The 25048-nt window shown below is 74.5% G+C and carries 17 protein-coding genes; 12 read left to right on the plus strand and 5 right to left on the minus strand.

Going from position 1 to position 25048, the window contains the following annotated elements; translation table 11 throughout:
• Window positions 1–19 precede the first annotated feature (19 nt).
• The 7 genes from cpaB to C4U03_RS42795 all read left to right on the plus strand — a co-directional run bounded on the left by cpaB (window position 20) and on the right by C4U03_RS42795 (window position 8307).
• On the plus strand, window positions 20–778 hold the full coding sequence (gene cpaB / locus C4U03_RS07840; protein ID WP_103937024.1) for a Flp pilus assembly protein CpaB: 759 nt from the start codon (window positions 20–22) through the stop codon (window positions 776–778).
• A 13-nt stretch (window positions 779–791) separates the two neighbouring features.
• Complete coding sequence (locus C4U03_RS07845) at window positions 792–1985, plus strand: AAA family ATPase (RefSeq protein ID WP_103937025.1); 1194 nt, start codon at window positions 792–794, stop codon at window positions 1983–1985.
• Window positions 1982–3391, plus strand: coding sequence for a CpaF family protein (locus C4U03_RS07850; protein WP_103937026.1), 1410 nt, complete (start codon window positions 1982–1984; stop codon window positions 3389–3391). Before C4U03_RS07845 ends, C4U03_RS07850 begins: the two co-directional genes overlap by 4 nt.
• A complete protein-coding gene (locus tag C4U03_RS07855; RefSeq protein ID WP_103937027.1) occupies window positions 3385–5361 on the plus strand; it encodes a type II secretion system F family protein in 1977 nt (658 codons plus the stop codon). Before C4U03_RS07850 ends, C4U03_RS07855 begins: the two co-directional genes overlap by 7 nt.
• Before the next feature lies 1 nt (window position 5362).
• Window positions 5363–6286, plus strand: coding sequence for a type II secretion system F family protein (locus C4U03_RS07860; RefSeq protein ID WP_103937028.1), 924 nt, complete (start codon window positions 5363–5365; stop codon window positions 6284–6286).
• Between the two features lie 90 nt (window positions 6287–6376).
• Complete coding sequence (locus C4U03_RS07865) at window positions 6377–7279, plus strand: phosphorothioated DNA-binding restriction endonuclease (RefSeq protein ID WP_103937426.1); 903 nt, start codon at window positions 6377–6379, stop codon at window positions 7277–7279.
• A gap of 209 nt (window positions 7280–7488) precedes the next feature.
• Window positions 7489–8307: a collagen-like triple helix repeat-containing protein gene (locus C4U03_RS42795; protein WP_235017756.1), complete on the plus strand. Its 819-nt coding sequence runs from the start codon at window positions 7489–7491 to the stop codon at window positions 8305–8307.
• Between the two features lie 19 nt (window positions 8308–8326).
• On the opposite strand, the gene C4U03_RS07875 is transcribed toward C4U03_RS42795, so the two are convergent.
• Window positions 8327–9991, minus strand: a complete 1665-nt coding sequence (locus C4U03_RS07875; protein WP_103937029.1) for a hypothetical protein — start codon at window positions 9989–9991, stop codon at window positions 8327–8329.
• Window positions 9992–10282: 291 nt separating this feature from the next.
• Here C4U03_RS07875 and C4U03_RS07880 point away from each other — a divergent pair, with 291 nt between their 5' ends.
• Both C4U03_RS07880 and C4U03_RS07885 read left to right on the plus strand, forming a co-directional pair.
• The gene (locus C4U03_RS07880; protein ID WP_160146923.1) at window positions 10283–11767 is read left to right on the plus strand and encodes a serine/threonine-protein kinase; all 1485 of its coding nucleotides are present in this window, start codon (window positions 10283–10285) and stop codon (window positions 11765–11767) included.
• A gap of 140 nt (window positions 11768–11907) precedes the next feature.
• Window positions 11908–13584 carry a serine/threonine-protein kinase gene (locus C4U03_RS07885; RefSeq protein WP_103937031.1) on the plus strand — a complete coding sequence of 559 codons (1677 nt, stop codon included), beginning with the start codon at window positions 11908–11910 and terminating at the stop codon, window positions 13582–13584.
• A gap of 100 nt (window positions 13585–13684) precedes the next feature.
• On the opposite strand, the gene C4U03_RS07890 is transcribed toward C4U03_RS07885, so the two are convergent.
• The 4 genes from C4U03_RS07890 to C4U03_RS07905 form a co-directional block, all read right to left on the minus strand.
• Window positions 13685–15790: a fibronectin type III domain-containing protein gene (locus C4U03_RS07890; protein WP_146087286.1), complete on the minus strand. Its 2106-nt coding sequence runs from the start codon at window positions 15788–15790 to the stop codon at window positions 13685–13687.
• Window positions 15791–15874: 84 nt separating this feature from the next.
• On the minus strand, window positions 15875–18055 hold the full coding sequence (locus C4U03_RS07895; RefSeq protein ID WP_103937033.1) for a DUF3488 and transglutaminase-like domain-containing protein: 2181 nt from the start codon (window positions 18053–18055) through the stop codon (window positions 15875–15877).
• A gap of 195 nt (window positions 18056–18250) precedes the next feature.
• Window positions 18251–19384, minus strand: coding sequence for a DUF58 domain-containing protein (locus tag C4U03_RS07900; protein ID WP_103937034.1), 1134 nt, complete (start codon window positions 19382–19384; stop codon window positions 18251–18253).
• A gap of 52 nt (window positions 19385–19436) precedes the next feature.
• Complete coding sequence (locus C4U03_RS07905) at window positions 19437–20423, minus strand: AAA family ATPase (RefSeq protein WP_235017709.1); 987 nt, start codon at window positions 20421–20423, stop codon at window positions 19437–19439.
• 363 nt (window positions 20424–20786) lie between these two features.
• Here C4U03_RS07905 and C4U03_RS07910 point away from each other — a divergent pair, with 363 nt between their 5' ends.
• The 3 genes from C4U03_RS07910 (at window position 20787) to C4U03_RS07920 (ending at window position 25009) form a co-directional block, all read left to right on the plus strand.
• Window positions 20787–21497, plus strand: coding sequence for a M50 family metallopeptidase (locus tag C4U03_RS07910; RefSeq protein ID WP_235017710.1), 711 nt, complete (start codon window positions 20787–20789; stop codon window positions 21495–21497).
• A gap of 265 nt (window positions 21498–21762) precedes the next feature.
• Window positions 21763–23091, plus strand: coding sequence for an SWIM zinc finger family protein (locus C4U03_RS07915; protein WP_103937035.1), 1329 nt, complete (start codon window positions 21763–21765; stop codon window positions 23089–23091).
• Between the two features lie 118 nt (window positions 23092–23209).
• Complete coding sequence (locus C4U03_RS07920) at window positions 23210–25009, plus strand: DUF5691 domain-containing protein (RefSeq protein WP_103937036.1); 1800 nt, start codon at window positions 23210–23212, stop codon at window positions 25007–25009.
• Window positions 25010–25048 lie beyond the last annotated feature (39 nt).

A 25048-nucleotide genomic window follows, 5' to 3' on the forward strand; every position in this document is an offset into this window, starting at 1 on the left:
CGGCAGAAATGAGGGCACCGTGAATCGCCGGCTGATCACCATCGTGGTGGCCGTGGCGCTGGCCGGGCTGGGCAGCCTGATGGTGTACGGGTACGTCCGCGCCGCCGACGAACGGGCGCTGCGGGGTCAGCGTCCGGTGGACGTCGTGGTCGCCGCCAAGGCGATCCCGGCGGGCACCTCCGTCACCCGGCTGGTGCCCGACGGATACGCCACGATCCGTAAGTTCCCCGCGGCGAGCGTGCCCGACGGGATTTTGTCCCGAATCGAGGACGCCGGCCCGGACATGGTCGTGGGCTCGGGCGTCAAGGAGGGGGAGCTGATCCGCCGGGCGCTGCTGGTGCGGCGGGGCGCCACCCAGGCGTTCACCGTCCCGGACGGCAAGATCGCGCTGACGGTGGAGCTGACCGATCCGCAGCGGGTCGCCGGCCATGTGGTGGCCGGTTCCAAGGTGGCGGTGTTCGTGACCGTCAAGATCCTCAACTCCGACGGCAAGCCGCGGGGGGAGCTGACCGAGACCAGGCTGCTGATGTCCGGAATCGAGGTGCTGTCGACCGGGCCCGCCGCCGAGGCCAAGGACAAGAAGTCCTCCGCCGAGACCAGGGCCACCAGCCTGGTCACCATGGCCGTCACCCAGCGGCAGGCCGAGAAGCTCGTCTGGAGCTCCTCCGGCATGCGGCCCGGGGAGGGGACGGCCCTCTATCTCGGCCTGGAGGGCGGCTCCTCGGAGCTGTCGGAGACCGGGTCGGGCGTCAGCAGCTTCAAGGTCTTCTCCCCCTAGGCCGGGTGGTGTGATGCCGATCATCTGCGAGCCCGACGAGGGCGCCGCCCGGCGGCTGGCCGTGGGCTTCCGCGAGCACGGCCATGCCGTCAAGGACCTGGAAACGCTGGAGCGGACGCTGGCCGCCCGGCCGGACGAGCTGATCGTCGTGTTCGGGCCGGGCGCCCCGCTGGAGGGGGTGCTGGCCTTCGCCGCCGGCCGCCGGATCGACCGCCCGGTGCTGGGGGTCGTGCTGGTCCGCACCGTGCTGGAGGTCAACACGCTGGCCCAGGCGATGCGCGCGGGCATCCGGGAGGTGGTGCCCGACCGGGACTTCCCCGCCCTGATGGAGGCGTGCAAGCGCTGCTGGGAGGTCTCGGCCCGGCTGCGGGCCACCGAGCAGGCACAGCCGTCCGAAGGCGCCCCGGAGCCCGGCAGGGACGGCAAGGTGGTGGTGCTGTTCGCCGGCAAGGGGGGCTGCGGCAAGTCGATGCTCTCCACCAACCTGGCGGTCGCACTGGCCGGCCGGGGCCGGGAGGTCTGCCTGGTGGACCTGGACCTGGCCTTCGGCGACGTGGGCATCATGCTGCAGCTGAGCCCGCAGCGCACGATCGTCGACGCGGTGCCCATGGGCGGGCACCTGGACCAGACCGGCATCCGGTCGATGCTGGCGCGGCACGAGTCGGGGGCGTGCGCGGTGCTGGCGCCGGTCGCCCCCGGGGACGCCGAGAAGATCACCGGCCGGCTGGTGACCGACCTGCTGGCGGTGCTGCGGCGAATGTTCGACGTGGTGGTCGTGGACACCCCCTCGCAGTTCAGCGAGCCGGTGCTGGCCGCGCTGGACGCCGCCGACCGGCACCTGCTGCTGGTCGGGCCCGAGGTCACCGCGCTCAAGGCGCTGCGGGTGACGCTGGACATGCTCGACCTGCTGGGCTATCCGGCGTCCACCCGGCAGGTCGTGCTCAACCGCGCCGACGCGCGGGCCGGGCTGTCGCGTTCGGACATCGACCGGGTCGCCGGGCGCCCGATCGGCGTGCGCGTCCCGTCCAGCCCGGACGTCCCGGCCTCGATCAACAAGGGCGTGCCGCTGGCCATGGCCCATCCCGGCCACCAGGTCAGCCGCGCCGTCCAGGAGGTGGCCGATCTGGTGCTGGAAGAGGACAGGAGAACCGCGGGCCGGGGCCGCCGCCGGGGCGGGCTCCGCCGGGCGAAGGCGGGACGGTCGTGAGCAGCCTGGGCGAGCGGCTGGCCCGGCTGCAGCGCGACGGCGAACGGCCCGCCGGGGAGCCGACCACCGCCCTGGTCCCCTCCCCCAACCGCCGCTCGACCCGGCCGGTCGACCCGTTCGCGGGCCTCAAACGCCGGGTCCACCAGGCGCTGGTGGAGACGCTCGGCCCGCGCATGTACGACGCCAACCTCAGCGCCGGCGAGCTGGAGCAGCGGGTCCGCACCACCCTGCAGACGGTCCTGGAGCAGGAGGACACCCCGATGACCGCGGCCGACCGCGGCCGGGTGAGCCAGGAGGTCCTCGACGAGATCCTCGGGCTGGGGCCGCTGGAGCCCTACCTCAACGACCCGGAGATCAGCGAGATCATGGTCAACGGGCCGGGCCAGATCTACGTGGAGCGGGACGGCAGGCTGCATCTGGTCGAGGGCGCGTTCGCCGGTGAGGGCAGTCTGCGCCGCACCATCGACAAGATCGTGGCCCGGGTGGGCCGCCGGATCGACGAGTCCAGCCCCATGGTGGACGCGCGGCTGCCGGACGGCAGCCGGGTCAACGCGGTGGTGCCGCCGGTGGCGCTGGACGGCGCGCTGCTGACGATCCGCAAGTTCGCCGCCGACCCGTTCACCGTGCACGACCTGGTGGGCTTCGGCACGTTCACCCCGCAGGTGGCCGACCTGCTGGCGGCCTGCGTGCGGGGCAGGCTGAACATCCTGATCAGCGGGGGCACCGGCTCGGGCAAGACCACCACCCTCAACGTGCTCAGCTCGTTCATCCCGCCGGACGAGCGCATCGTCACCATCGAGGACTCCGCCGAGTTGCAGCTGCGCCAGGAGCACGTGCTGCGGATGGAGTCGCGTCCGGCCAACATCGAGGGCCGGGGCGAGGTCACCATCCGCGACCTGGTGCGCAACGCGCTGCGGATGCGCCCGGACCGCATCGTGGTGGGCGAGGTGCGCGACGGGGCGGCGCTGGACATGCTCCAGGCGATGAACACCGGCCACGACGGCTCGCTGACCACCGTGCACGCCAACGCGCCCCGGGAGGCCATGTCCCGGCTGGAGACGATGGTGCTGATGTCGGGGATGGACCTGCCGATCAGGGCGATTCGCGAGCAGGTGGCCTCGGCCGTCGACCTGGTGATCCACCAGTCCCGGCTCAAGGACGGCACCCGGCGGGTTACCCATGTCACCGAGGTGTCCGGGCTGGAGGGCGAGGTCATCACGCTCCAGGACGTGTTCCTGTTCGACATGCGGGCCGGGGTGGACGCCGACGGCCGCGCGATGGGCAGCCTACGGCCGACCGGGCTGCGGCCGCGCTTCCTGGAACGGCTGCTGGACATGGGCATCGCCGTGCCCAACGAGATCTTCGACGACGGCCGGGCCGGGCGGATGGGCCGGCCGCCGTGGTGACCGCCCGGCGGCTCGCGGCCGTGGCCGTGTGCTGCCTACTGCTCGCCCTGTCCGGGGGAACGGCGGGTGCCGCCGCGCCCGGCGGCCGGATCAGCGCCGTGGAGGTGTCGGCGGACCGGGTCCAGTTCCTGTTCACCGCCCAGGGACTGCCGTCCGGGACGCCGCTCGACCCGCGGTCGGTCAAGGTGACGGCCGGTGGCCGCTCCCTCCCCGCCAGGGCCGAACCGCCGGGGGCGCCCCGTCCGGGCGGCTCGCCCACCGGCGGCGGGAACGCCCGGGCGGTGATGCTGGTGCTGGACACCAGCGGATCGATGAGCGCCGCCGACCTGCGGGCCGCGCGGACGGGGGCGCTGTCCTTCCTCGGCCTGTTGCCCGCCGACGTGCCGGCGGGTTTCACCACGACCGGCACGCCGAAACGGCCGCTGGTCGCCCCCACCACCGACCGGGCGGCGCTGGAGAAGGCGATCGGCCGGATCCGCCCGGGCGGGGAGACCGCCCTGTACGACGCGGTGTCCGTGGCCCTGGACCGGCTCGCGGCGGCGGGCGCCGAGGAGGGGCGGATCGTCGTGCTGTCGGACGGCCGGGACTCCGCCAGCCGCGCCACGCTCTCCCAGGTGCTCACGCGGCTGAGGGCGACCCGCACGCCCGCCGACGTGGTGGCGTTCCGGACGGCGGCGACGTCCGCCGGGACACTGCGGCGGCTGGCCGGCGACTCCGGCGGCCGCCTGCTGTCCTCACCCGACGCCCGGCGGCTGAACGCGGCGTTCGCCGACGCGGCGGCCGCCTACCGCCAGTCGATGTGGATCTCGGTCACGCTGCCGGAGACGCTGGAGGGGACCTCGTTCCGGCTGGAGGTCCTGGTACGGGCCGGGAGCGCGGCGATCAGGGCCGCGGCCTCCACCGCGGCGGCCGGCGGCCCGACCGCCGCGCCGGGCGGTGACGTCCCCGGTGCCGTTCCACGCGAGGAGACGGCCTCGACCGGCCTGCTCGGCCCCACGGCCGGCGTACCGCTGGCCGCGGTGCTCGGCGTCTGCTTCGTGGCGATCATGGTGCTCGTCCTGCTGGCGGGCGGCGGGCGCCGATCCGGTCCCGAGTGGGCCGCGCGGATCGAACGCTACCGGCTGCGCGCCCGGCCCTCCCCGGAGCAGGCCGCGTCCCGGGCCCGCAATCCTCTCCTGCGCTGGGCGCTGGACCTCAGCGAACGGTCCGTCGGATCGGGCGAGCTGGAGCAGCGCCTGGCACGGGACCTGGATCGGGCGGGCATACTGCTGCGTCCGCACGAATGGACCCTGCTGCGCGCCGCCGTCGCGCTCGGCTCGGCCGTGGTGTTGTCCCTGGTACTGGGCAACCCGCTGCTCGGCTTGCTCGTGGGGTCCCTGCTCGCCTGGGCGGCGACGCGGATCTATCTGCGCGGCAGGGGCGACCGGCGGCTGACCGCGTTCGCCGACCAGCTGCCCGACGCGCTGCAACTGGTCGCGGGATCGCTGCGGTCCGGTTTCTCCGTCGCCCAGTCGATCGAACGCCTGGCCGGGCTGCAACTCCAGCCGCTGGGCTCGGAGATGGCCCGCGCCGTGGCGCAGACCAGGCTGGGGGTCTCCACCGAGGACGCGCTGCGCTCGGTGGCCGACCGGATGAACTGCCGCGACCTGCACTGGGTGGTGCTCGCCATCCAGGTGCAGCGGGAAGTCGGCGGCAACCTCGCCGAGGTCATCGAGACCACGGTGGAGACGATGCGCGAGCGGACCCGGCTGCGGCGCCAGATCCGGGCGCTGTCGGCAGAGGGCCGGTTCTCGGCCTACATCCTCATCGCCCTGCCCATCGCCACCAGCGCCCTGCTGATGGTGCTGCGGCCGAGCTACATGCGGCCGCTGTACACCACCACGCCGGGACTGGCGATGTCGCTGGTCGCGACGCTGCTCATCGTGGCCGGCTGGCTGTGGATGCGACAGACCGTCAAGGTGGAGGCCTGAGATGACCGGTGTACTCACCCTCCTCGCCGGGATGGCCGCCATCGCGGGGGGTCTGATCCTGCTACTGGCCCCGCCACGGCGGGCCGACCGGCCCACCGGCGTCGCCGGCGCCCTGCACTCGATCGAAACCGAGTACGCCGGCCGGGCGGGTGGAGGCACCACCCCGGCCTCCCGGGACGAGCGCCTGGCGGAGCCGCTGATGCGGCGGCTGCGGATGCTGGCCAAGTCCCTCAGCCCGGGGACCGGTCCCGAACGGCTGCAGCACCGCCTGGACATCGCCGGCAACCCGGGTACCTGGACGCCGGAGCGCATTCTGGCCTACAAGGGGCTCGGACTGTTCCTGCTGGGCGCGACGGGTGCGCTGATCGCAAGCGGGAGCGTGGTCGGGCTGCTGCTGGGGGCCGCCGTGGGGGCCGCGGCCGGTTTCTTCCTGCCTGACATCCTGCTCTACAACGCCGGGCTGCGCCGTCAGGCGGAGCTCCACCGCGCCCTGCCCGACATCCTGGACCTGCTCGTCGTCAGCGTGGAGGCCGGTCTGGGGTTCGACGCCGCGCTCACCCGGGTGGCGCAGAACACCGACGGGCCGCTGGCCGACGAACTGGCCCGCGTGCTGCAGGAGATCAGGATCGGCAAGTCCCGGCAAGACGCACTGCGGGCGATGGGCGAGCGGGTATCGGTGGAGGAGGTGCGGGCGTTCATCGCCGCTCTGGTGCAGGCGGGCGAGCTGGGGATGCCGATCGGCCAGGTGCTGCGCGAGCAGGCCCGGGAGGCCCGGATCAAAAGGCGTCAGCAGGCCGAGGAGGCGGCGCAGAAGGTACCGGTGAAAATCATCTTCCCGGTGGTGATGTGCATTCTTCCCGCGCTGCTCATCGTCGTCGTCGGCCCGGGGATCCTGAGCATCATGGAAAGCCCGCTGTTCCGATGAGGCCGATACGGTACGTACCCTCCGGGCACCCATTTCCCGCCTTGCGGGAAATCGTCCGCATATCACCATGACCGGCTTATGCTGCTGGCCATGGAGTGGTTCGAGAGAGTGGCCCGGATGCGCCGCTGGACCCGCGGCGGCGAACGCGACCCCAATCGCGTGCTGCTCCTGCTCCTTGCACTGGGCGAACTGCACCGCCGCGGGTACGCCCCGCTGCGCTACCGCGACGTCGAGGAGCCGCTGGGCGAGCTGTTGGCGGAGTTCGGCCCGGCCAAGCCGGCCAGTCCCGGCTACGCCTTCCACCAACTGGCCGCCGACGGCCTGTGGGAGGTGCTCACCCACCAGGGCGTCGGAAGCCCGGGACCCGACGCGTCCACGCTGCGCGCCTACGACGCCGCGGGACGGCTGGCACCCCGGTTCGCCAAGGAGCTGATGGCCGACGCGGCGGTGTTCACGCAGATCGTCCGGCTGCTGTTGCAGCTGAACTTCGAGCCGGGCCTGCACGACGACCTGCGCACCGCTGTCGGGCTGCCGCCCGAGCCTGCGGTGCCGGCCTCGGTGGCCGCCCACGTCGAGGGCCTGCTGCCGCGGGCCCGGCCGGACGTGCTGCTGCGGCAGAAGGTGCTGGTGGCCTACGACTGCCGTTGCGCGTTCTGCGGTTTCGAGGGCTGGATGGGCAACAGCGTGGTGGGGCTGGACGCCGCCCGGCTGCGCTGGGGGGCGTTCGACGGCTATGACGACCTGTCCAACGCGCTGTGCCTGTGCACGCTGCACCACCGGCTGCTGGACCGGGGGGTGCTCAGCCTGACCCGCAGCGGCGCCATCCTGGTCAGCCGGCACTTCGTGGGCACCACCGAGTCCGCGCGGACGCTGGTGGACTCCCTGGTCGGCCGCAGGGTCGCAGCGCCCAGGGCCGGCTTCCCGGGGCCGCACCGCACCAACGTCGACTGGCATGCCCGCCAGGTGTTCCGGGGGCCCGCCCGTACCTCCTGAGGACACGGACGCGGTGTTCGCGCGGACACGGGCCGTCGCTGTCCATTAACGGCCACGATCTCGGGTTTGCGGGACCGCACCGGTCCACATTCTTCACAAAGAACACGAAACGTCTTAGGTCGGCCGATATCGCACACCCGGTCGCGCTGGCCTTCCGTTTCCCCATGGGCGAACCTCGTACTGGCGATCGTGCTTCCGGGAGGGGTTCCATGGGTTTGCGCGGCAAGGCCGGGCTGGTCACGCTGGTGGGCCTGGCGACGGCGAACGGGGTGGTGCTGGTGGGCGGAGGCGTCGCGGTCGCGACCGCCGCCGCGGCCCCGGCGACCATCAAGGCATGCGTCGGCAAGTCCAACGGGGCGACGCGGATCGTGTCGGAGAAGACCAAGTGCCGCTCGAACGAGCGGGTGGTGCGCTGGAACCAGACCGGCCCGCGCGGACCGGTCGGCCCCAAGGGCGCCACCGGCCCCAAGGGCGCCATCGGCCCGAAGGGGGCCACCGGCCCGCAAGGCGCCACCGGCGCCCGGGGACCCGCCGGCCCCACGGGCTCTGCGGGAGCGCGAGGCCCCGCCGGAGCTACCGGACCCGCAGGCCCCGCCGGACCCGCAGGTCCTGCCGGCGCCGTGGGTCCCGCCGGACCGAAGGGCGAGACCGGCCCGCAGGGACCGCCCGGACCGCTGCCGGACGCCTACCGCAAGCACCAGGCGTTCCACATCGACGTGACCGCGGCCTTCACCAAGGTGGCCTGGATCGACCTGGCCCCGGGGACCTACTCCATCCAGGCGGGCCTGCACATCGACGAGGGCAACGCCCGCTGCGGGATCTCGGCGGACGGCGCCGCACCCGACTACCAGCAGCTCGTGACCTTCGACGGGGTGCCCGGCGGCCGGTGGCGGCCGCTCACCGAGATCGTCACGCTGCCCGCCACCGGTCAGGCCACCCTGCTGTGCTCCCCCGTCCCCCAGGGCGGCGAGCCCACCGCGGGGGCCGACCTCACCGCGATCAAGGTGAGCCCCCGCTCCGACGAGTGACCGGCCCCTGACCGCCCCGTCAGCGCGGCCGACCGCCGGCGCGTCCGGCGTCGGCGCGTCCGGCGTCGGCGTGCCGGGCGGTCAGAGTCACCCGTCCGGCGGGGCGCCGCTTGAGCCTGGGGCCGGTGGCGACCAGCAGGCGGCCCGACCGGCCCGCCACCTCGACCGGGCCGGTGACGTGCGGGACGGCTCCGGGGGCGGAGGCGGCCACGTAGTACCAGTGTTTCCTGGGCGAGCGCCACCACAGGCCGCTCACCGGGCGTCGCGGGTCGCAGGCCCCGGTCTCGTGGGCCCGGCCACCGGGCTCGATCAGGGTGGCGCGTGCGGACGTGCCACCGTCGGCGTAGGTGTAGCGGGTGCACACCCACCGGGCGGCCCTGGCCTGGTCGGGCAGCTTGCCGGACCAGAACTCCCAGGCGGCGGCGTCGGCCACCGGACGGGTGGAGGCGGGTCGCGCGCAGGCCAGCCGGTCCCACAGGCGCCGCCCCGACGAGCCCGGTGCCACGGCCTTGGCGGCGGTGCCCTTGGCCGAGCGGTAGTGGACGGCGGCAGGGGCCGGGCCACCGAGGTCGGCCAGCATGACCGGGCCCTGGCGGTCGTTGAACCACAGCAGCGGACCCCGGTGGCACGGCGTGCGGGCGGTCAGCGGGCCCGTGGCCCCGTCGTCGACGGCGATCCGCCCGCCGTCGGGAGCCTGCGCCCCGGTCGCCCACGGTGGCAGCAGGTAGTGGCCGCCGCCGAGGTCCAGCAGCCCGGAGGGGCCGCGGCCGGTCGCGGGAACGTCCTCCAGGGTCCGGCGGGGTTCGGTGTAGCGGGCGATGCGGGCGCCGTGCCGCAGCATCGCGGTGGGCGTGTCGCCGACGCGGCCCGCGTACAGCAGTTGGGGGTCGCCGCGGCCGGCGCGGCGGGCCCAGGCGGTGAGCGCCCGGCCGGTGAACGCCCGGTCCCCGACCAGCCCGCCGCGGGCCGGCCACACGTCCAGGGTGCGGGGCGTCTTGCCCCAGTCGCGCGGCGGGAGCATGACCAGCCGCGCCTGCCGGGCCGCGGCGGGGCTGGTGGACGGGCTGGTCTCCAGCACGAACACCGTGCCGACCAGGGCTATGGTCAGCGCCGTGGCCACCGCGATCGGCAGCCGTGACCGCCGCCGGATCGCCCGCTCGTGGGCCCGCCGCACCGACACGTCCACCACCACGTCGGCGGCGCGGCCGCAGGCCTCCGGCATCCCGTCGGCCGCCTCGGCCGCCTCCAGCACCGCCGGCACGTCCGGCACCCCCAGCTCGACGAGCAGGTCGCGCACCGCGTACCGGGGCATCCGCTCCACCTCGCGCAGCACGTACGCCACCCGCACCGCCGGGTCCAGCTCGGCGAGGGCCATGGTCAGCGCCGGATCGGGCAGCCGGACGGGCAGCCCGCGCAGCCACGGGCCCAGCCCGACGCGCAGCCGCCAGGACGGCCGCATCGCCCGGCGCAGCACCCGGGTGCGCATCCGGGCGTAGCCGTACCGGCCGGTGCTGGGGCGTACCGCGCGCCCGGCGATCAGCGGGAACTCGCCGTCGACGATCCGCTGGGCGAGCGCCAGCCGGTAGATCCGCTTGGTGTTTCCGGGAAGGACCAGATACGCCAGCCGGACGAGATCGCGGTAACGCCGCTCCAGCACGGCGCCGGGCGGGGCTTTCTGCGGCATGGACGGGCTCCTTGGATTTCCATGAAATTACTGCGAACCGAGGTTAGGGATCCCCTCGCGGCACCGTCCGGGAATTGAACCAACGATTAAACTGGCGGGGTATATTTACGGCTATTTCCGCCGTACGGGCGGGCGGCCCGGCCGGCCGGGCGGGCGGCGGGCGCGGCGGGCGGCGGCCCCGGCCCGCCGGACACCGCCCGTTTAGGGCGCGTATTACCCTGGGAGGCCCCGGAACCGTACCGGCCGGCAACGGATCAGACCATGATGCCCACTCCTGACGAAAAGGACTTCATGACCGAGGACGTACCCGGCTACCGCGTCCTGGAGAAAACGGGCGAGAGCGGGGCGGGCGTGGTCTACCGGGCCCACCACGAGCGGCTGGGCCGCCAGGTCGCGCTGAAGGTGCTGTCGGCCGGCCCGATGGGCGAGGCGGCCATGGCGCGGTTCCGGCGCGAATGCGGGGTCGCCGGTCCGCCGGGCGGGCATCCCAACGTGGCGACGGTGCTGGAGGCCGGCACGGCGCCGTCCGGCCGCCCGTACGTCGCCATGGAGTACTTCGAGCACGGCGCCCTGGCCGACCGGATCGGGCGGGAGGGGCCGCTGCCGGTGCCGGAGGTGCTGCGGATCGGGGTGAAGACGGCCGGGGCGCTGGCCGCCGCCCACGAGGCCGGCGTGCTGCACCTGGACGTCACGCCGCAGAGCATCCTGATGTCGCGGCACGGGGAGCCGGCACTGGCCGGCTTCGGCGTCGCCCGGCTGGTCGGCTCGTCCGGCATGTGGCATCCGCAGGTGCCCAGTCCCCACCACACGGCGCCCGAGGTGCTGGAGGGCGGGCAGCCGAGCGTCGCCTCCGACGTCTACTCGCTGGGTTCCACGCTGTACCAGCTACTGGCCGGAACGCCCGCCTTCCAGGGGCCGCCCGGGGAGGGCGTCGACGGACTCATGTCACGCGTCCTGCACGAGCCGCTTCCCGTGATCCGGCGCGCCGACGTGCCCGCGCCGGTGTTCGAGGCGATCGGCACGGCGATGGCCAAGGTGCCCGAGCAGCGCTTCGCGTCCGCGACGGCGTTCGCCCGGCGGCTGCGGCAGTTGCAGAGCGAGCTCGGGCTGCCGGTCACCGACCCGGTGGAAGGCCCGGTGCACGACCCGGCGGAGCCGCCGCAGGCCATCCCGTCCACCGGCGGCGGCGCGCCCTCACCACCGTCCGCCTGGGGTGCCCCCGCCGAGCGGAACGACGACGCCGAGCCCCAGCCCCCGGAGACCGCCGCTGCCGGCGGCCCGCACTCGCGGACGGTCGCCGCCGTGACGGTGGTCCTGGTCGGCGGCCTGGTCGGCGGCATCGTCGTGGCCGGGGCCTTCGGCGGCGACGGCGGCGGGACCTTCCCCCAGGCCAGGGCGTCCACCGCCCGTAAGAACGGCACACCCTCCGCCTCGCCCAGCGCGCGGACGCTTCCGCCGATCCCGCGGGCACAGATCCTGGCCGCCGCCCCGCGCCTGGTGCGGCTGGCCTCTGACCAGCGGACCTCGGTGGTCCTGCGCTGGTGGCTGCCGGCCGCCTCCCGGAAGCTGCCGATCCTGGTACGGCCGGCGCCGTGGGCCGGCCGTCCGGCGATCACCGCGGGGAACGGGGCGACCGGCGCGGCGGTGCGGGGGCTGCGGCCGGGCGCCGGCTACTGCTTCCGGGTCGGGGCCGTGCTGCGCGGCGCCGCCACCGGCCGCAAGCCGGTCATCGCCTGGTCGAAGCCGCTGTGCATCCGCGGCGCCCGCCCCCGCTGACGGGTACGGCGGAACGTCCCTGCTCCCTCGGATTCCCCACCGCCCCTTTCGACCGCGTATTACCCTGGTTGACCGCCCGGAGCAGATCCGGCCGGCGCCGGGGGCGGACCCTGGCACCGACCCCCGATGAAAAGGACTTCATGACCGAGGACGTACCCGGTTACCACGTCCTGGAGAAGGTGGGCGAGGGCGGGTTCAGCGTGGTCTACCGGGCGTACCAGGAGCGGCTGGACCGCCAGGTCGCGCTGAAGGTGCTGTCGGTCAACGCGGTGGACTCCGCCGCCATGAAGCGGTTCCAGCGGGAATGCAAAATCACCGGTCGGCTGAGCGGGCACCCCAACGTCGTCACGGTGCTGGACACCGGCTCGACCCGTTCCGGCCGCCCCTACATCGCCATGGAGTACTTCGAGCGCGGTGCGCTGACCGACCGGATCGCCCGGGAGGGACCGCTGCCGGTGCCGGAGGTGCTGCGGATCGGGGTGAAGACGGCCGGGGCGCTGGCCGCCACCCACGAGACCGGCGTGCTGCACCGCGACATCAAGCCGCAGAACATCCTGGTGTCGCGCTACGGGGAGCCGGCGCTGGCCGACTTCGGCATCGCCCGGCTGGTCGACTCGTTCGACGCCACGCACACTCAGGCGTTCACGCCCCAGCACGCGGCACCGGAGATCCTGGAGGGAAGGCCGCCGGGCGTACCCTCCGACATCTACTCGCTGGGCTCCACGCTGTACCAGCTACTGGCCGGAACGCCCGCGTTCCAAGGGCATCCCGGGGAGGGCATCGCCCCGTTCGTGCTACGCATCCTGCACGAGCCTCCCCCCGCGATCCGGCGGGACGACATCCCCCCGCAGGTGTTCGAGACGATCTGCACGGCGATGGCCAAGGCGCCCGAGCAGCGCTTCCCGTCCGCGGTGGCGTTCGCCCAACGGCTGCAACGGTTGCAGGGCGAGCTGGGACTGCCGGTCACCGAGCTGGCGCACGGCTCGGTGGAGGTGTCGGAGATCGGCTCGTTCACGACCGATGAGGCGCCCTCCCTGCCGCCCGCCCCCTATCCCCCGCCGGGGATACCGAACGGCCCCGCGTTCCCGGGGACACCGGAAGGATCGGCCTCCTGGCAGGGCGTCGGGGGCGGCCCTCCGCCGCCGCACTGGACCTCCGCGGACGGCGCACCCGCCCATCCCGTCCACGCCGGGCAGGCCCTGCCCGCGCCCGCCCCACACCGGATGCCGGCGCCCTTGGCCGTTCACGCGCACGCCCAGCAGGGTGTCGTCACCGCGCCCCTGCCACCGGAACCGGCCCCTCCCCGAGGTCTGCCCCGGGGACTGGTGATCGCAGGGGCGGTGGCCCTGGTCGGTGGCATCGCCGGTGGCATCGCCGCGTTCGGGGCCTTCGGAGGGGATGGCGGTGCCTCGCCCCAGACCGGCACGTCCTCCACCGCCTCCACCGCCGCCGCGACCTCCCCACCGCCTCAGGACCAGGAAGCCCCGCCGATCCCGCAGGCGCAGATCCGGCGGGCCGCCCCGCTGCACGTGCGGCTGGTCTCCGACCAGCGGACCTCGGTGAACCTGCGCTGGCGGCTGCCGGCCGTCTCACGGCGGCTGCCGATCCTGGTGCAGCGGGCGCCGGCGGACGGCCGTCCGCTGATCTCCGCCGGGAACGGGGCGACCGCCGCCGCGGTGGACGGGTTGCGGCCCGGCACCGGCTACTGCTTCCGCGTCGGGGCCATGCTGCGCAGCGCCACTGCCGCCGATCCGCAGCCCGTCATCGCCTGGTCCAAGCCGCTGTGCATCCGCGGCGCCCGCACCCGCACCGGCTGAGGCAACGCGAACGCGGTCGGCACGCATCAGAGGAGGAGCCTGCCCACCGCTCAGGCGGGCCGGCCCCTCCCCTCCGGTCGTGAGGTCCCTCAGGCCGCTGCTAGGCGCACTCCCACAGCGACGGCCCGGCGTACTCCTGCCAGGGCTCCTTCGGCGTGGAGACCAGATAGCCGATCATGTACCCGCGCTTGCCCTCGTACTCGACCAGGTCGTACAGGTCTCCGGCGAAATAGGGCTTTCCGTTGTCGTTCGCGTAGTACGCCCCCTTCTTCTGGCAGTGGACGACAAGGGTGTGCCCGTTGTCGAACACCTGGTGGACCATCGTGCTCGTCGAGTCGGGGGCGGCCCGCATGTTGGCGTACGACTTGCCGTTGTGGCGGATGGCGTACGACTGGGCGGGGCCGGTCAGCGTGCCGGACCAGCTCGCCTCACGGCCTCCGGCGGCGTTGCGGGCGGTGACCTTGATCGTGTACGAGCCGTTCTTCCAGACGTCGCTCAGCACCGCGGAGGTGCCGGTGACGTCGAGGCTCCCGCTCTTGGTCCCCGACCAGCTCACCGTGTAGCCGTCGGGAGCGGCTCCGGCCGGCGCCTGCCATGTCACCTTGGCGCCCTGCGAGGTGGCCGTCCCCACGACCCCGCCGGGAGCCCCCGGCGGCGTGCAGGGCCGCACCTGGTCGCTGGGCTCGGAGGCGCGCTGGGCGCTGCGGCCTGCGACCTCGTACCGGACCGCGACGGTGAAGCGGTAGGACCGGTCGCAGTCGCCCCCGGTGACCCGGAAGACGTAGGGCCCGCCCGGCGGCACCCTGCTCGGGCTGGCCACCAGCCCGGCGGGCAGCCCGGCCAGCACGTAACCGGTCGGACGGCCGCCGACGGACGGCCGGAACCTGATCGTCATTTCCCCGTTGCCGGGCGACACCACGACGCCTTCCGGCGCCGAGGGCTCGTTGGGCGACCGTCGTGGATCGTTGGGACGCCGCGGATCGGTGGGGTGCGGCTCCGGCCGGTCCGGTCCGTCGTGGGTCGGAGAGGGGACCGGGAGGGGACTGCGGCTCCTGCCGTCAGGGGCTTCCTCCTCGTACTTGCGGACCTCCTTGGCCGCTCCCCTGTCGTCGAGGACGACCGCGCGCGCACCGTCCGGGTCGTTGGCCCACAGCAGCCCGTCCTTGACGAACACCTCCAGCCGGGACGGCCGCCCGGACACCGGGATGCGCTGCTCGAAGCCGTTGGTCTCGGCGTTGTAGACCAGCAGCGCCCCGACGGTCTCGTCGGGCAGGTACACCTTGCTGCCGAGCATGTGGGGCGCGCCGAACCGATGACCGCCGACACGCTTGAGCCGGACGGCGGTGGGCGCGCCCGTACCGGTGTGCAGCATCACCAGCGACCCGGACTCGGCGGCCAGCAGCGGCACCACGGCCCCCTCGGTGAGCGGCGGTGCCAGCACCCCGGCCCGGCCGGACTCCCTCACCCCGGACGGCAGCGCGACCTGCAGGTGGTCGCCCGACGCCTTGATGACGGTGGCGTTGGCGGCGGTGGAGTTGACCACGACGGGGGCTCCGGCCGCGATGGTGAGGGACAGCCGGTCGCCGGGCCTGCCGACGGGGACGGGCGGCGCCTGCCCGCCGTCCCGGAAGGGCACCACCTGCCCGTTCTGCGGGGCGGGCACCCAGAGCGTGCCGGTGGCGTCCATCCCGGCCGCGCCGAGCGGCGGCGGCAGCGTGACGGGCGACCCGATCGCGGCCAGCGTCATCGGGTCGATCCGCTGGACGGCGCCGCCGACGGGATCGACCGTGTAGGCGCCGCCCCGTCCGATCACCACCTGGAGCCCCGCCGCGCCGAAACCGCGGCTCTGCTCCACCTTCAGCTGGGACGGGTCGAGCCGGCTGACCACTCCGGTCTGCAGGTCCACGATGAGGACGGTGCCGCCGTCCTGGACGACCCGGACGTCGTGCCCGCGCATCGACGCCGCCAGGCCCGCCTTTCCGTCGATCCGGCCGACCAGCCCGTTGGCGTGCACGAGGGTGCCCTTCCTCTTGGCGGTCAGCCACGCCCCGATGTCGGACAGCTCATAGGTGGCGCCGGCCACTCCGACGCCGAAGACCGTCGCGCCCACCACCAGCGCTCCGAACAGTCCGATCGCCACCTGGACGGTCAGCCGGTCACGGATCGGTCCTCCGCGTGGAAATCCTCGCAAGCCGTTTCGGCTCACCTGCTTCGCCTCCTTGTTCCGCCGCGAGCGGCCACCCTAGTGCCACGAAGAGCGCTTTTCCCCCATAGCGCAAGAAATGGCCGATCACGGACTAGGGGACTCGGTGCCATGGAAACGCTCCGCGCGGCGGAGCGTGCGGGGATGCATGCGGCGCAGCAACCGACGGGGCCGCCCGGCCTTGGCGGTGACGAGGCGTCCCAGTCCGTCGCTGTGCCGCCACGCGAGGTCCGCGGCCTGCGGATCGGGCGGCGTCGCGGCGAAGCGGCCGCGGTCGGCCAGTTCCGCCAAGGGATGCAGATGCCGCAGCGCGGGCTCGCCGACCGCGTGGGCGCCGAAGCGGGTGATCTCCTGGGCGGTCAGCGTTCGCGCGTTGGTCAGGCCGACGTCGACCAGGTGCTCCAGGGCCTGCTGCCAGGCCCCGGCGATCCGGACGGCGGGCGTACCCGACCGCCTTCTCCTGCGCCGCCGGGCCGGAACGGCGAACACGGTGAGGACGTACGCCACGGTCAGCAGCCCGAGCAGCGCGACGCCGTACACCCATGGCGAGGTCTGCCCGCCCTCGGCCGCCCCCGGCGTCGTCTCCGGCGCCGGCCGGTCGCCCGCGCCGGACTCCCGCGCGGCGGAGGCCGCCTCCTCCTGCGCCTGCTCCAGCGTCTGCTGGGCCGAGTTCCCCGCGACGTCGCCGGTGCCGCGGCCCCGGCCCTCCTGCCGGGGCGTGGGGTCGAACGGCACCCAGCCGAGCCCCTCGAACTTGACCTCCGGCCACACCATCACGTCCCCGGCGCGTACCTCGTACGCCGCTCCGGCCGCGCGACCGCCGCGGAACCCGACCATCACCCGGGTCGGCAGGCCCAGCGTGCGGGCCAGTACCGCGTACGCGGTCGCGTAGTGCTCGGGAGTGCCGCGCCGGGTCTCGCCGAGGAAGTAGTCGAGCTGGCGGTAGCCGTGACCGGGCGGCGCGGTGACGTCGAACCGCCCGTGCCCTTGCAGGAACCTCGCCAGCCGTGCCGCCTGCTGGAACGGCGTGGCCGCCCCCTCGGTCGCGCGCCGGGCGAACGCCCCGAACTCGGTGAGCTGCACCGGCGGCCTGCGCGCACCCGGCCCCCACGGCAGTTCGCGAGCGGCCCGCGCCTCGGCGTCGCCGGCGAGGACCGCTGTGTTCAGCTCCCGCCCACTCCACTGCGGAACCGCCGAGGTCACCCGGTAGGTCTGCCCGGCGCGCAACGGCTGCCCGGCCGCCATCACCCCGCTGGCGGGGTCCACCGCCACGGCGAGGCCGGTGATCGCCGCAGGACGATCGGCGGCGGGCAGCCAGACACCCGGCAGGTCGCGGATCGCGACATCCTGGACCAGTTCGCGACGCCCCACCCGGCCCGACGTCCGCGGCACCCGGCTGCCGGTCGGCACGAAATCCGCAGTGGAGGACCAGGTGACACCGTCGAACCGGTCGAGGACCGCCAGCCGCCACACCTCCGGCCGGGACGCCCGCACCGTGAACAGCACCTGGTCGGGGACCAGCAGCCAGCCGGCCACCCGGTCGAGCGGGCTGACGCCGTCGCGTTGCTGCGGAGGCGGCGCCCGCACCTGCTCGCGCGGGTTGTACGGCTCCGCGCCGACCGGTACGAACGGCCCCGCCACCAGCGCGAGCGCCCCCAGCACCGCGGCGGCGGGAACGCCCGGGACCAGCGCCCGCAGGCCCGCCCCGTCCGTCCGCACCAGGACCAGCGCGACGGTCAGGCCCGCGAACACGGCCGCCGCCGGCAGGTTGGAGCCGGGTCCGTCCACGCCGAGCAGCAGCGCGAGCACGAAGCCGCCCAGCGCGGGCAGGCACGCGACGGCCCGCCACGAGGTGCGCAGCGCGGTCTCGGCCCCGGCGAACGCCGCCAGCCAGACCACCGCGTGCACTCCGACCAGCAGCTCCGGCCGGTCGGGCACGGGCAGCAGCGTGGTCAGGATGGACTTCCACGAGTCGAGCAACCCGGTGCGCAGGGCAGCCGGAAACGTCCCGTCCGACAGCGCCGGCCGCAGCACCGTCACCGCGACCGTGCCGACCCAGCCGCAGACCGTCAGCACCAGCGAGATCCACAACGGCCAGGGTCGCCCGCTCCCGCGGGGACCCGACAGCAGTGCCGCCAGTACCGTCGGCACGACCGCCGCCACCGGCACCATCGGCAGCAGCGGCCCGTACCCGAACACCCGGTGGAAGGCCAGCCCGGCGGTGATCGTGAGTCCCGCCGTCACCGGCAGGGACAGATAGCTCCGCATCACCGCGGGACCCGCTCCAGGACTTCCACCGGCTCCTGAGCCCCCGCTCACCCGCCCATCACCCCGATCATGCCGTGCCGTGATCGTCCGTTCCGCCCTCCCAAGACGCCCGGACTCCCCAAAACGTTGTCTCGCGTCACGCTTCGCCTCGATCCCGATCCCCCGTCGCGGAGACGCCCACGGCCCGAACCGCCGTCACACCGGGCGCGCGCCGCCCGTCCCCTGCCGGGGCCGCCCGATCTCCCGGCGCCAGGCAGCGGTCAGATCGTCCAGATCACCGAAGTCCACGACGGTCACGCCGGGGGGGACGGCGGCGGCCCCCCGGGGCCGCACGCGCAGCACCCAGACGCGGTCGAACCGGGCGCGCACGGCGGCGATCCCGCCGAGATCCGGCTCCCCCGGGGTGATGACGACCAACGAGCCTCCGGGCCGCACCCGCCGCGCGACATCGGGCGCCGACCAGGCGCCCGCGGCGGGCGCCGCCCCGGTCAGCCGGTCCAGCACCACCTCGGCGTCCCCGGGGCCGCCCCGGGTCTCGGCGACCGTCGCCGTCCCGGCGAGGATCCGCACCGGGAAGCCGGCACGGCACGCGCCGACCGCCACGGACGCGGCGGCGTCGACGGCCAGTTCGAAGTCGTCGGGATCCGGCCAGGAATCCGGACGGGACTCCACGACGACGGTGGTCACCGGCAGGCCGGCGTCCACGAACCGGCGGACCATCAGCGTCCCCGTGCGGGCGGTGGACTTCCAGTGGACATGGCGCATCTCATCACCGCGCACGTACTCGCGCAGTGAATGGAAGGTGGCGGTACCCGCCGGAGCCCTGTCGCTGGCCGGCCCCTCCAGATGGTGTGCGCGCCCGGACGGCAACGGGGCAAGCGCCACCGTCCTCGGCCGCACCAGCAGAGTTCCCTGCGTCCCGTACTCGCGGACCCGGCGCGCCAGTCGCAGCGGGTCCGACCGCACCAGTCTGAGCGGCCCCACCGGCATCTCACCGCGCCGCCCGGTCGGCAGCCGGTAGGTGACGGTGCGCGTGGCGCCGGGCCGCAGCCGGGGGATGTCCACCGTCACGGTGGCCGCCCCGGCGGTGTCATGGGCCACCAGGCCGCCCCGGCCGCTCCTGCCCTCGCCGGTGATATGCAGCACCCCGATCGCGGCCTCGCCGCGCTCCACCTTGGTCGGTGCGATCTCCCGCCCAACCTTCAGCCCGGGCCGCGGCGACGTCCAGATCACCGCCAGCAGCACCGCGACCAGCCCGGTGAGTCCCAGGGCGGCCGGCTCGGGATAGCCCAGCCACCATCCCGCCGCGTAGAGCAGGACGGAGCCCACGGCCGTCCCCCATCCCAGAGGCGTCAGCGCCGGTCCCCGCCCACCCACCGGGTCACACCCCGGCGGTCTGCGGAACGGATACCGCCGACAGGACCTCGGTGACGACCTCGGCTCCGTCGCGTCCCCGCAGCTCGGCCTCCGGGGTCACGATGATGCGGTGCGCGAGCACCGGCACGGCCAGCGCCTTGACATCGTCGGGCACGACGAAGGAGCGGCCCGCCGCCGCCGCGCGCACCCGGGCGGCGCGCAGCAGCGCCAGGCTCGCCCTGGGGCTGGCGCCCAGCCGCACGTCCTGATGGGTGCGGGTGGCCGCCACCACCCGCACCAGGTAGTCGTAGAGGGAGGGCGCGACGTGCAGCCGCCCGGCGAAGTCGATCATTCCGGCGACGTCGTCGCGGCCGGCCACCGCCGGCAGCGTGTCCAGCACCGCTCCGCTGGGCGCCCCGGCCAGCACCTCGATCTCCGACCGATGGTCGGGATAGCCCATCGAGATGCGCATCAGGAACCGGTCCAGCTGGGCCTCCGGCAGCGGGTACGTACCGTCCATGTCGACCGGGTTCTGCGTGGCGATCACCATGAACGGGCGGGGCACCTGATGGGGGACGCCCTCCACGGTGACCCGGCGCTCCTCCATGACCTCCAGCAGCGCCGACTGGGTCTTGGGCGAGCCCCGGTTGATCTCGTCGGCGACGACCAGGTTGGCGAAGATCGGACCGGGGTGGAACTCGAAGGCGCCCGTGCCCTGGTTGAAGATCGACACCCCGGTGATGTCGCCGGGCAGCAGGTCGGGGGTGAACTGGACGCGAGTCCAGCTCGCCTCCACCGAGGCCGACAGCGCCCGGGCCAGGGTCGTCTTACCCACCCCCGGCACGTCCTCCACCAGCAGGTGGCCCTCGCTGAGCAGGCACACCAGCGCCAGTTCCACCTTGTCGCGCTTGCCCCGGACGACCCGCTCGACACTGTCGGCCAGCGCACCGAACATCCGGGCGAACCGTGCGACCAGCGCCTGTGCGTCCGCCCTGGCCCGGCTCTCCGCCATCGGCTCTCCCCCTGGTCCGGTCGCCGGCGACATCACGCCGGCGCCTGTGCGTCCACCTTCCGCGGGCGGTCCGGCCACGTCCCCGCCGACCGGACGGGGGCCGTGGCGGGCGCCACAGCGCGTTGCGAAGCACTCAAAATAACGGCCAGGACACGACGGCGCCCGGGAAATACCCCGACCGGCCGGACATAACGGGCGGCCCTGCCGGCGGGCCGGCCGGTCGGGGGCTGATGCCGCCGTCCCCTCCCCGCCGCCGCTTCCGAACACGAAGGCCGTCCGCAACGTCCTACTCTGGGGCAACGGCGACGGAGATCCCTAGAGGTGGACGTGGACGCAGCAGGCATCGGCGAATTGTGGGACCGCTTGACCGGCACGCAGCCGGACCCGCCGTGGTGGCTGGTCGTCCTCGTCGGGCTGGTCGCGCTCGGCGCCGTCGTGCACGGCCCGACCTGGCGGGTGGCCCGCAACGTGGTCACCATCGCGCACGAGGGCGGCCACGCGCTGACGGCGCTGCTGACCGGCCGCCGGCTGGACGGCATCAAGCTGCACTCCGACACCTCGGGGGTGACGGTCTCGCGCGGCAAGCCGCACGGCCCCGGGATGGTGTTCACCGCCCTGGCCGGCTACCTGACCCCTCCGATGCTCGGCCTGGTGTTCGCCGCGCTGCTGAGCTGGGGACGGATCACCCTGATGCTGTGGGCCTCGCTGGCGCTGCTGGCCGGGATGCTGGTGATGATCCGCAACGCCTACGGGGTGCTGTCGGTGATGGTCACCGGCGCGGTGATCCTGGGGGTGTCCTGGCTGGGCAACGCCCAGGTGCAGGCCGGGTTCGCCTATCTGGCCGCGCTGTTCCTGCTGTTTGCCGGGACCCGACCGGTGATCGAGCTGCAGCGGATGCGCGCACGGCAGATGGCACCGTCCTCCGACGCCGACCAGCTGGCGCACCTGACCGGGGTGCCGGGCCTGGCCTGGGTCGGCCTGTTCGCCTTCGTGGCGCTGATGGCGCTGATGGCCGGGGGCAAGCTGCTGGCCCCCGACAGTTCCTCCTTCCTGCCCGCCTTCCTGAGCGGCTGACCCCGCCCCGGAGGGTGCGCTGTACGCGCCGCCGGGCGGTCCGGAAGCCGGATGCGGCCAAGGGGCTGTCCGGAGGCGGCCGGGTGAACGCAAGATGGCCCATGGCTGAAAAGAAGCTCGACCGCAGCGCGTACACCCGCCGGATCAGGGCCAGGCTCCGCCGCAACCGCCGCCGTCACCGTCCCACCCGCGGCAAGGCCAGGGCCCGCTGACGGCCCTCCGGGAACGCCCGGATTTGTCGTAGGGCCTCGATAGTTTCGAGGTCGTGAACGATCGTTGGGGCCGGGAGCAGATTCTCGGGCTGGCACCGGACGCGTCGTCGGCCAAGGCGGCCGGCGGGGTCGCCAAACCGGCCAAGTGGCGCGGCGCGGGCTGCGACTCCCACAGCGTCTGGGGCGAGTGCCAGGGCAGCGGCAAGAGCACCTACCAGGCGTGCGTCGACCTGTCGGAGCCGGCGTTTCGGTGCTCGTGCCCGAGCCGCAAGTTCCCGTGCAAGCACGCGCTCGGCCTCCTGCTGCTGTGGAGCGAGGGCGCCGTCGATGCGGCGGCCCGCCCGCAGTGGGTGGCCGAGTGGCTCGACCAGCGGCGGCAACGTGCCGCCAAGGCCGAGGAGCGCAGGACCGCCACCGCCGCCCGCGCCCCCGATCCCAGGACCGCCGAGCGCCGTGCGCAGCGGGTCGACGACGGCGTCGCCGAGCTGGCCCGGTGGTTGCGCGACCAGGTCGGCCAGGGCCTGGCCCGGGCCGAGCAGGCCCCCTACCGGGTGTGGGACGATGCCGCCCGCCGTCTGGTCGACGCCCAAGCCCCCGGCCTGGCCGCGCAGGTCAAGTCCCTGTCGGCACTGCGGCACGGTGACGGCTGGCCCGAGCGGCTGCTGGAGGAGTACGCCCTGCTGGCCCTGCTCGCCCGTGCCTACCGGCGCCGCGCCGACCTGCCGGAGCCGCTGCGCGCGACGGTCCGCTCGCGGATCGGCTTCACCGTCCCGCAGGAGGAGGTGTTGCGCGGCGAGCGGGTTCGTGACGAGTGGTACGTCGCGGGGTCGCGCGACCTCGCGCAGGACCAGATCACCACCCGCCGGGCCTGGCTGCGCGGCATCCGCACCGGGCGGTCCGCCCTGGTGCTGTCGTTCGCCGCGCCAGGCCGCCCGCTAGACGCCTCCCTGGTGGTGGGCACGGCGTTCGACGCCGAGTTGGCCTTCTACCCGGGCGCCCAGCCGCTGCGCGCCCTGGTGGCCGAACGCCACGGCCCGGTCTCCGCCGCCCCGCGCGGCACCACCGTCGGCGGCCTCCTGCAGGAGTACGCCGACGCGCTGGCCCGCGACCCCTGGCTGGACCGCTGGCCGGCCGTCCTGGAGGGTGTCCGGCTCGCGACCCCCCGGCAGACTCCGGTGCGCGCCGATACCCTGCACGCCGTCGACGAGCACGGTGACGCCCTGCCGTTGCACTTCTCGCCCTCCAACGAGTCCCGTCACGATCCGTGGCGCCTGCTGGCGGTGTCGGGGGGCGGCAGTTTCACCCTCTGCGGCGAGTGGTCCCCCCGCGGCCTGCGGCCCCTGTCCGCCTGGCACGAGCAGGAGGGCGTGGTGGTCCTGTGACGCCCCTCCTCGGAACCGCCCGGCCCATGACCGACCGCGACCCGCGAAAGGCGACCAGCCCCGACATGACCTCTCCCGTCGTCCTCCCGGAGCAGGGGACTTCCGTCCCGGATGCCCGATGAGCACGTGGACCGAGCACGTCAGCGCCGCCCTCCTGGGCACCCGGCGCCGCTCCGTCCCGGCTCTTCCCCCGCTCACCGTCCCCCCGCTGGAGGGCGTGCCGGACGCCGGTACGTCAGGGCCGGGCATGGCGGAATCCCGTACGGACGCGGACGGCCTGCGAGCGGGCGACGGGCCCGGCGGTGCGGCCGGGTCCGGCCGGGCCGGGGTCGTGGGGGCGGGTGAGGCCGCGCCGGAGGCGGATCCCGCCTGGGTGCTGCTGGAGCAGGCCGCCGTGCTGGCGGTGCGGCGGCGGGCCGGAAGGCGGGCGGGTACGGCGGGCGGGTACGCCGTCATCGCTCCCGCTCCCGGTGAGACGACACCGATGGTGCCGCCGGCGGCGGCCCGGCGGCTGGCGCGGATCCTGTCGGGCGACCAGTTGCGGCTACTGCCGGAATGGCTGGACGCCGCCGCCGGACGCGGCCTCCGGGTGCCCCCTGGGCTGCTGCCCGACCTGCTCGAACGCGGCCGGGCCGACCGGTCCCTGCGCCCGTCGATCGTGCGGGCGGCCGGGCGGCGCGGGGTGTGGCTGGCGCTGCGCAACACCGACTGGGCGTACCTGGTGAGCGAGGGTTCCGATCCGGGCGACGACGACCCGGAGGTCTGGCAGACCGGCACCCGCAACCAGCGGGTCGCGTACCTAACCCGGCTGCGCGGCCACGACCCGGCGGCAGCACGGCGGACGCTGCGCGAGACCTGGGCGGGCGAGCCGGCCCCGGACCGGGCCGCGTTCCTGGCCACGCTGGAGCACGGGCTGTCCCCCGCCGACGAGCCGTTCCTGGAGGAGGCGCTGGGCGACCGCGCCAAGGATGTGCGGCGGCTGGCGGCCGACCTGCTGGCCCGGCTGCCCGGTTCCGCCTACGCCCACCGGATGGCCGAACGGGCCCGGACCTGCCTGTGGCCGCAGGAGCGCACGGTGCGTGGGCGGCGGCAGACCTGGATCGTCGTCGAGCCGCCGCACGCGCACGACGAGGAGATGGCCCGCGACGGCATCCCGTTCCATCCGGCGGGCTCGTTCGCGCCGGGCGGCCGGTCGGGCTCCCCGGTCGGCACCAGGGCCGGGTGGCTGCGCGAGATCCTGGCGCGCACCCCGCTGGAGACCTGGACCGACCTGCTGGGCAGACCTCCGATGGAGGTGGTGTGCCTGCCGGTGACCAATGCCGACCGGGAGCCGCCCGGCCGGACGGCGGCGATCGGGCGCCGCGAGGATCGCCCGGCCGGCGCTCCGGGAGCCGGAGGATCGTCCTCCGTGTGGGCGGATGCCGGCGACGAGCAAAGTGCCCGGGACGTCCATGTCGGCTGGATCCGGGCGGCGGTCCGGCAGCGTGACGCGCAATGGGCGCGGGCGCTGCTCAGGGGCGGGGTGGTGCCGGCCGACGAGGCCGAGGCGCTGGCCGATCTGCTGGAGGTGCTGCCCCCGGCCGAGCGCGACTCGGCGGCCGCCGACCTCGTTCGGTGGCTGGACGGCTCGCCCGAGCTGCTGCGGCTGCTGGACCGGATGCCCGGGCCGTGGGCCGGCAGGCTCGCCGACGCCGTGATCGAGCTGCTGGCGGCCGCGGCGCTCGATGAGGGCGGCGGCCGCGGCGGACGGCACGGCCGGATGCTGGCCCCGCTGTGCCGGCTGGCCGACGCCCGGCTGGCCCCGGACACCGCGCCCCGCCTCGACGAGGTGGCCCGTCGGCACGGCGACCTGTGGCCGCTGCGGGAGCTGACCGACACCCTGCGCTTCCGCCACGAGATGCTCCAGGAGCTCACATGACGCCTGCGCCACGACCGCCGCGGCACCCGGCCGCGGCGG

The sequence above is a fragment of the Thermomonospora echinospora genome (assembly GCF_900108175.1).
In the GTDB taxonomy this organism is placed as follows: Bacteria; Actinomycetota; Actinomycetes; order Streptosporangiales; family Streptosporangiaceae; genus Thermomonospora; species Thermomonospora echinospora.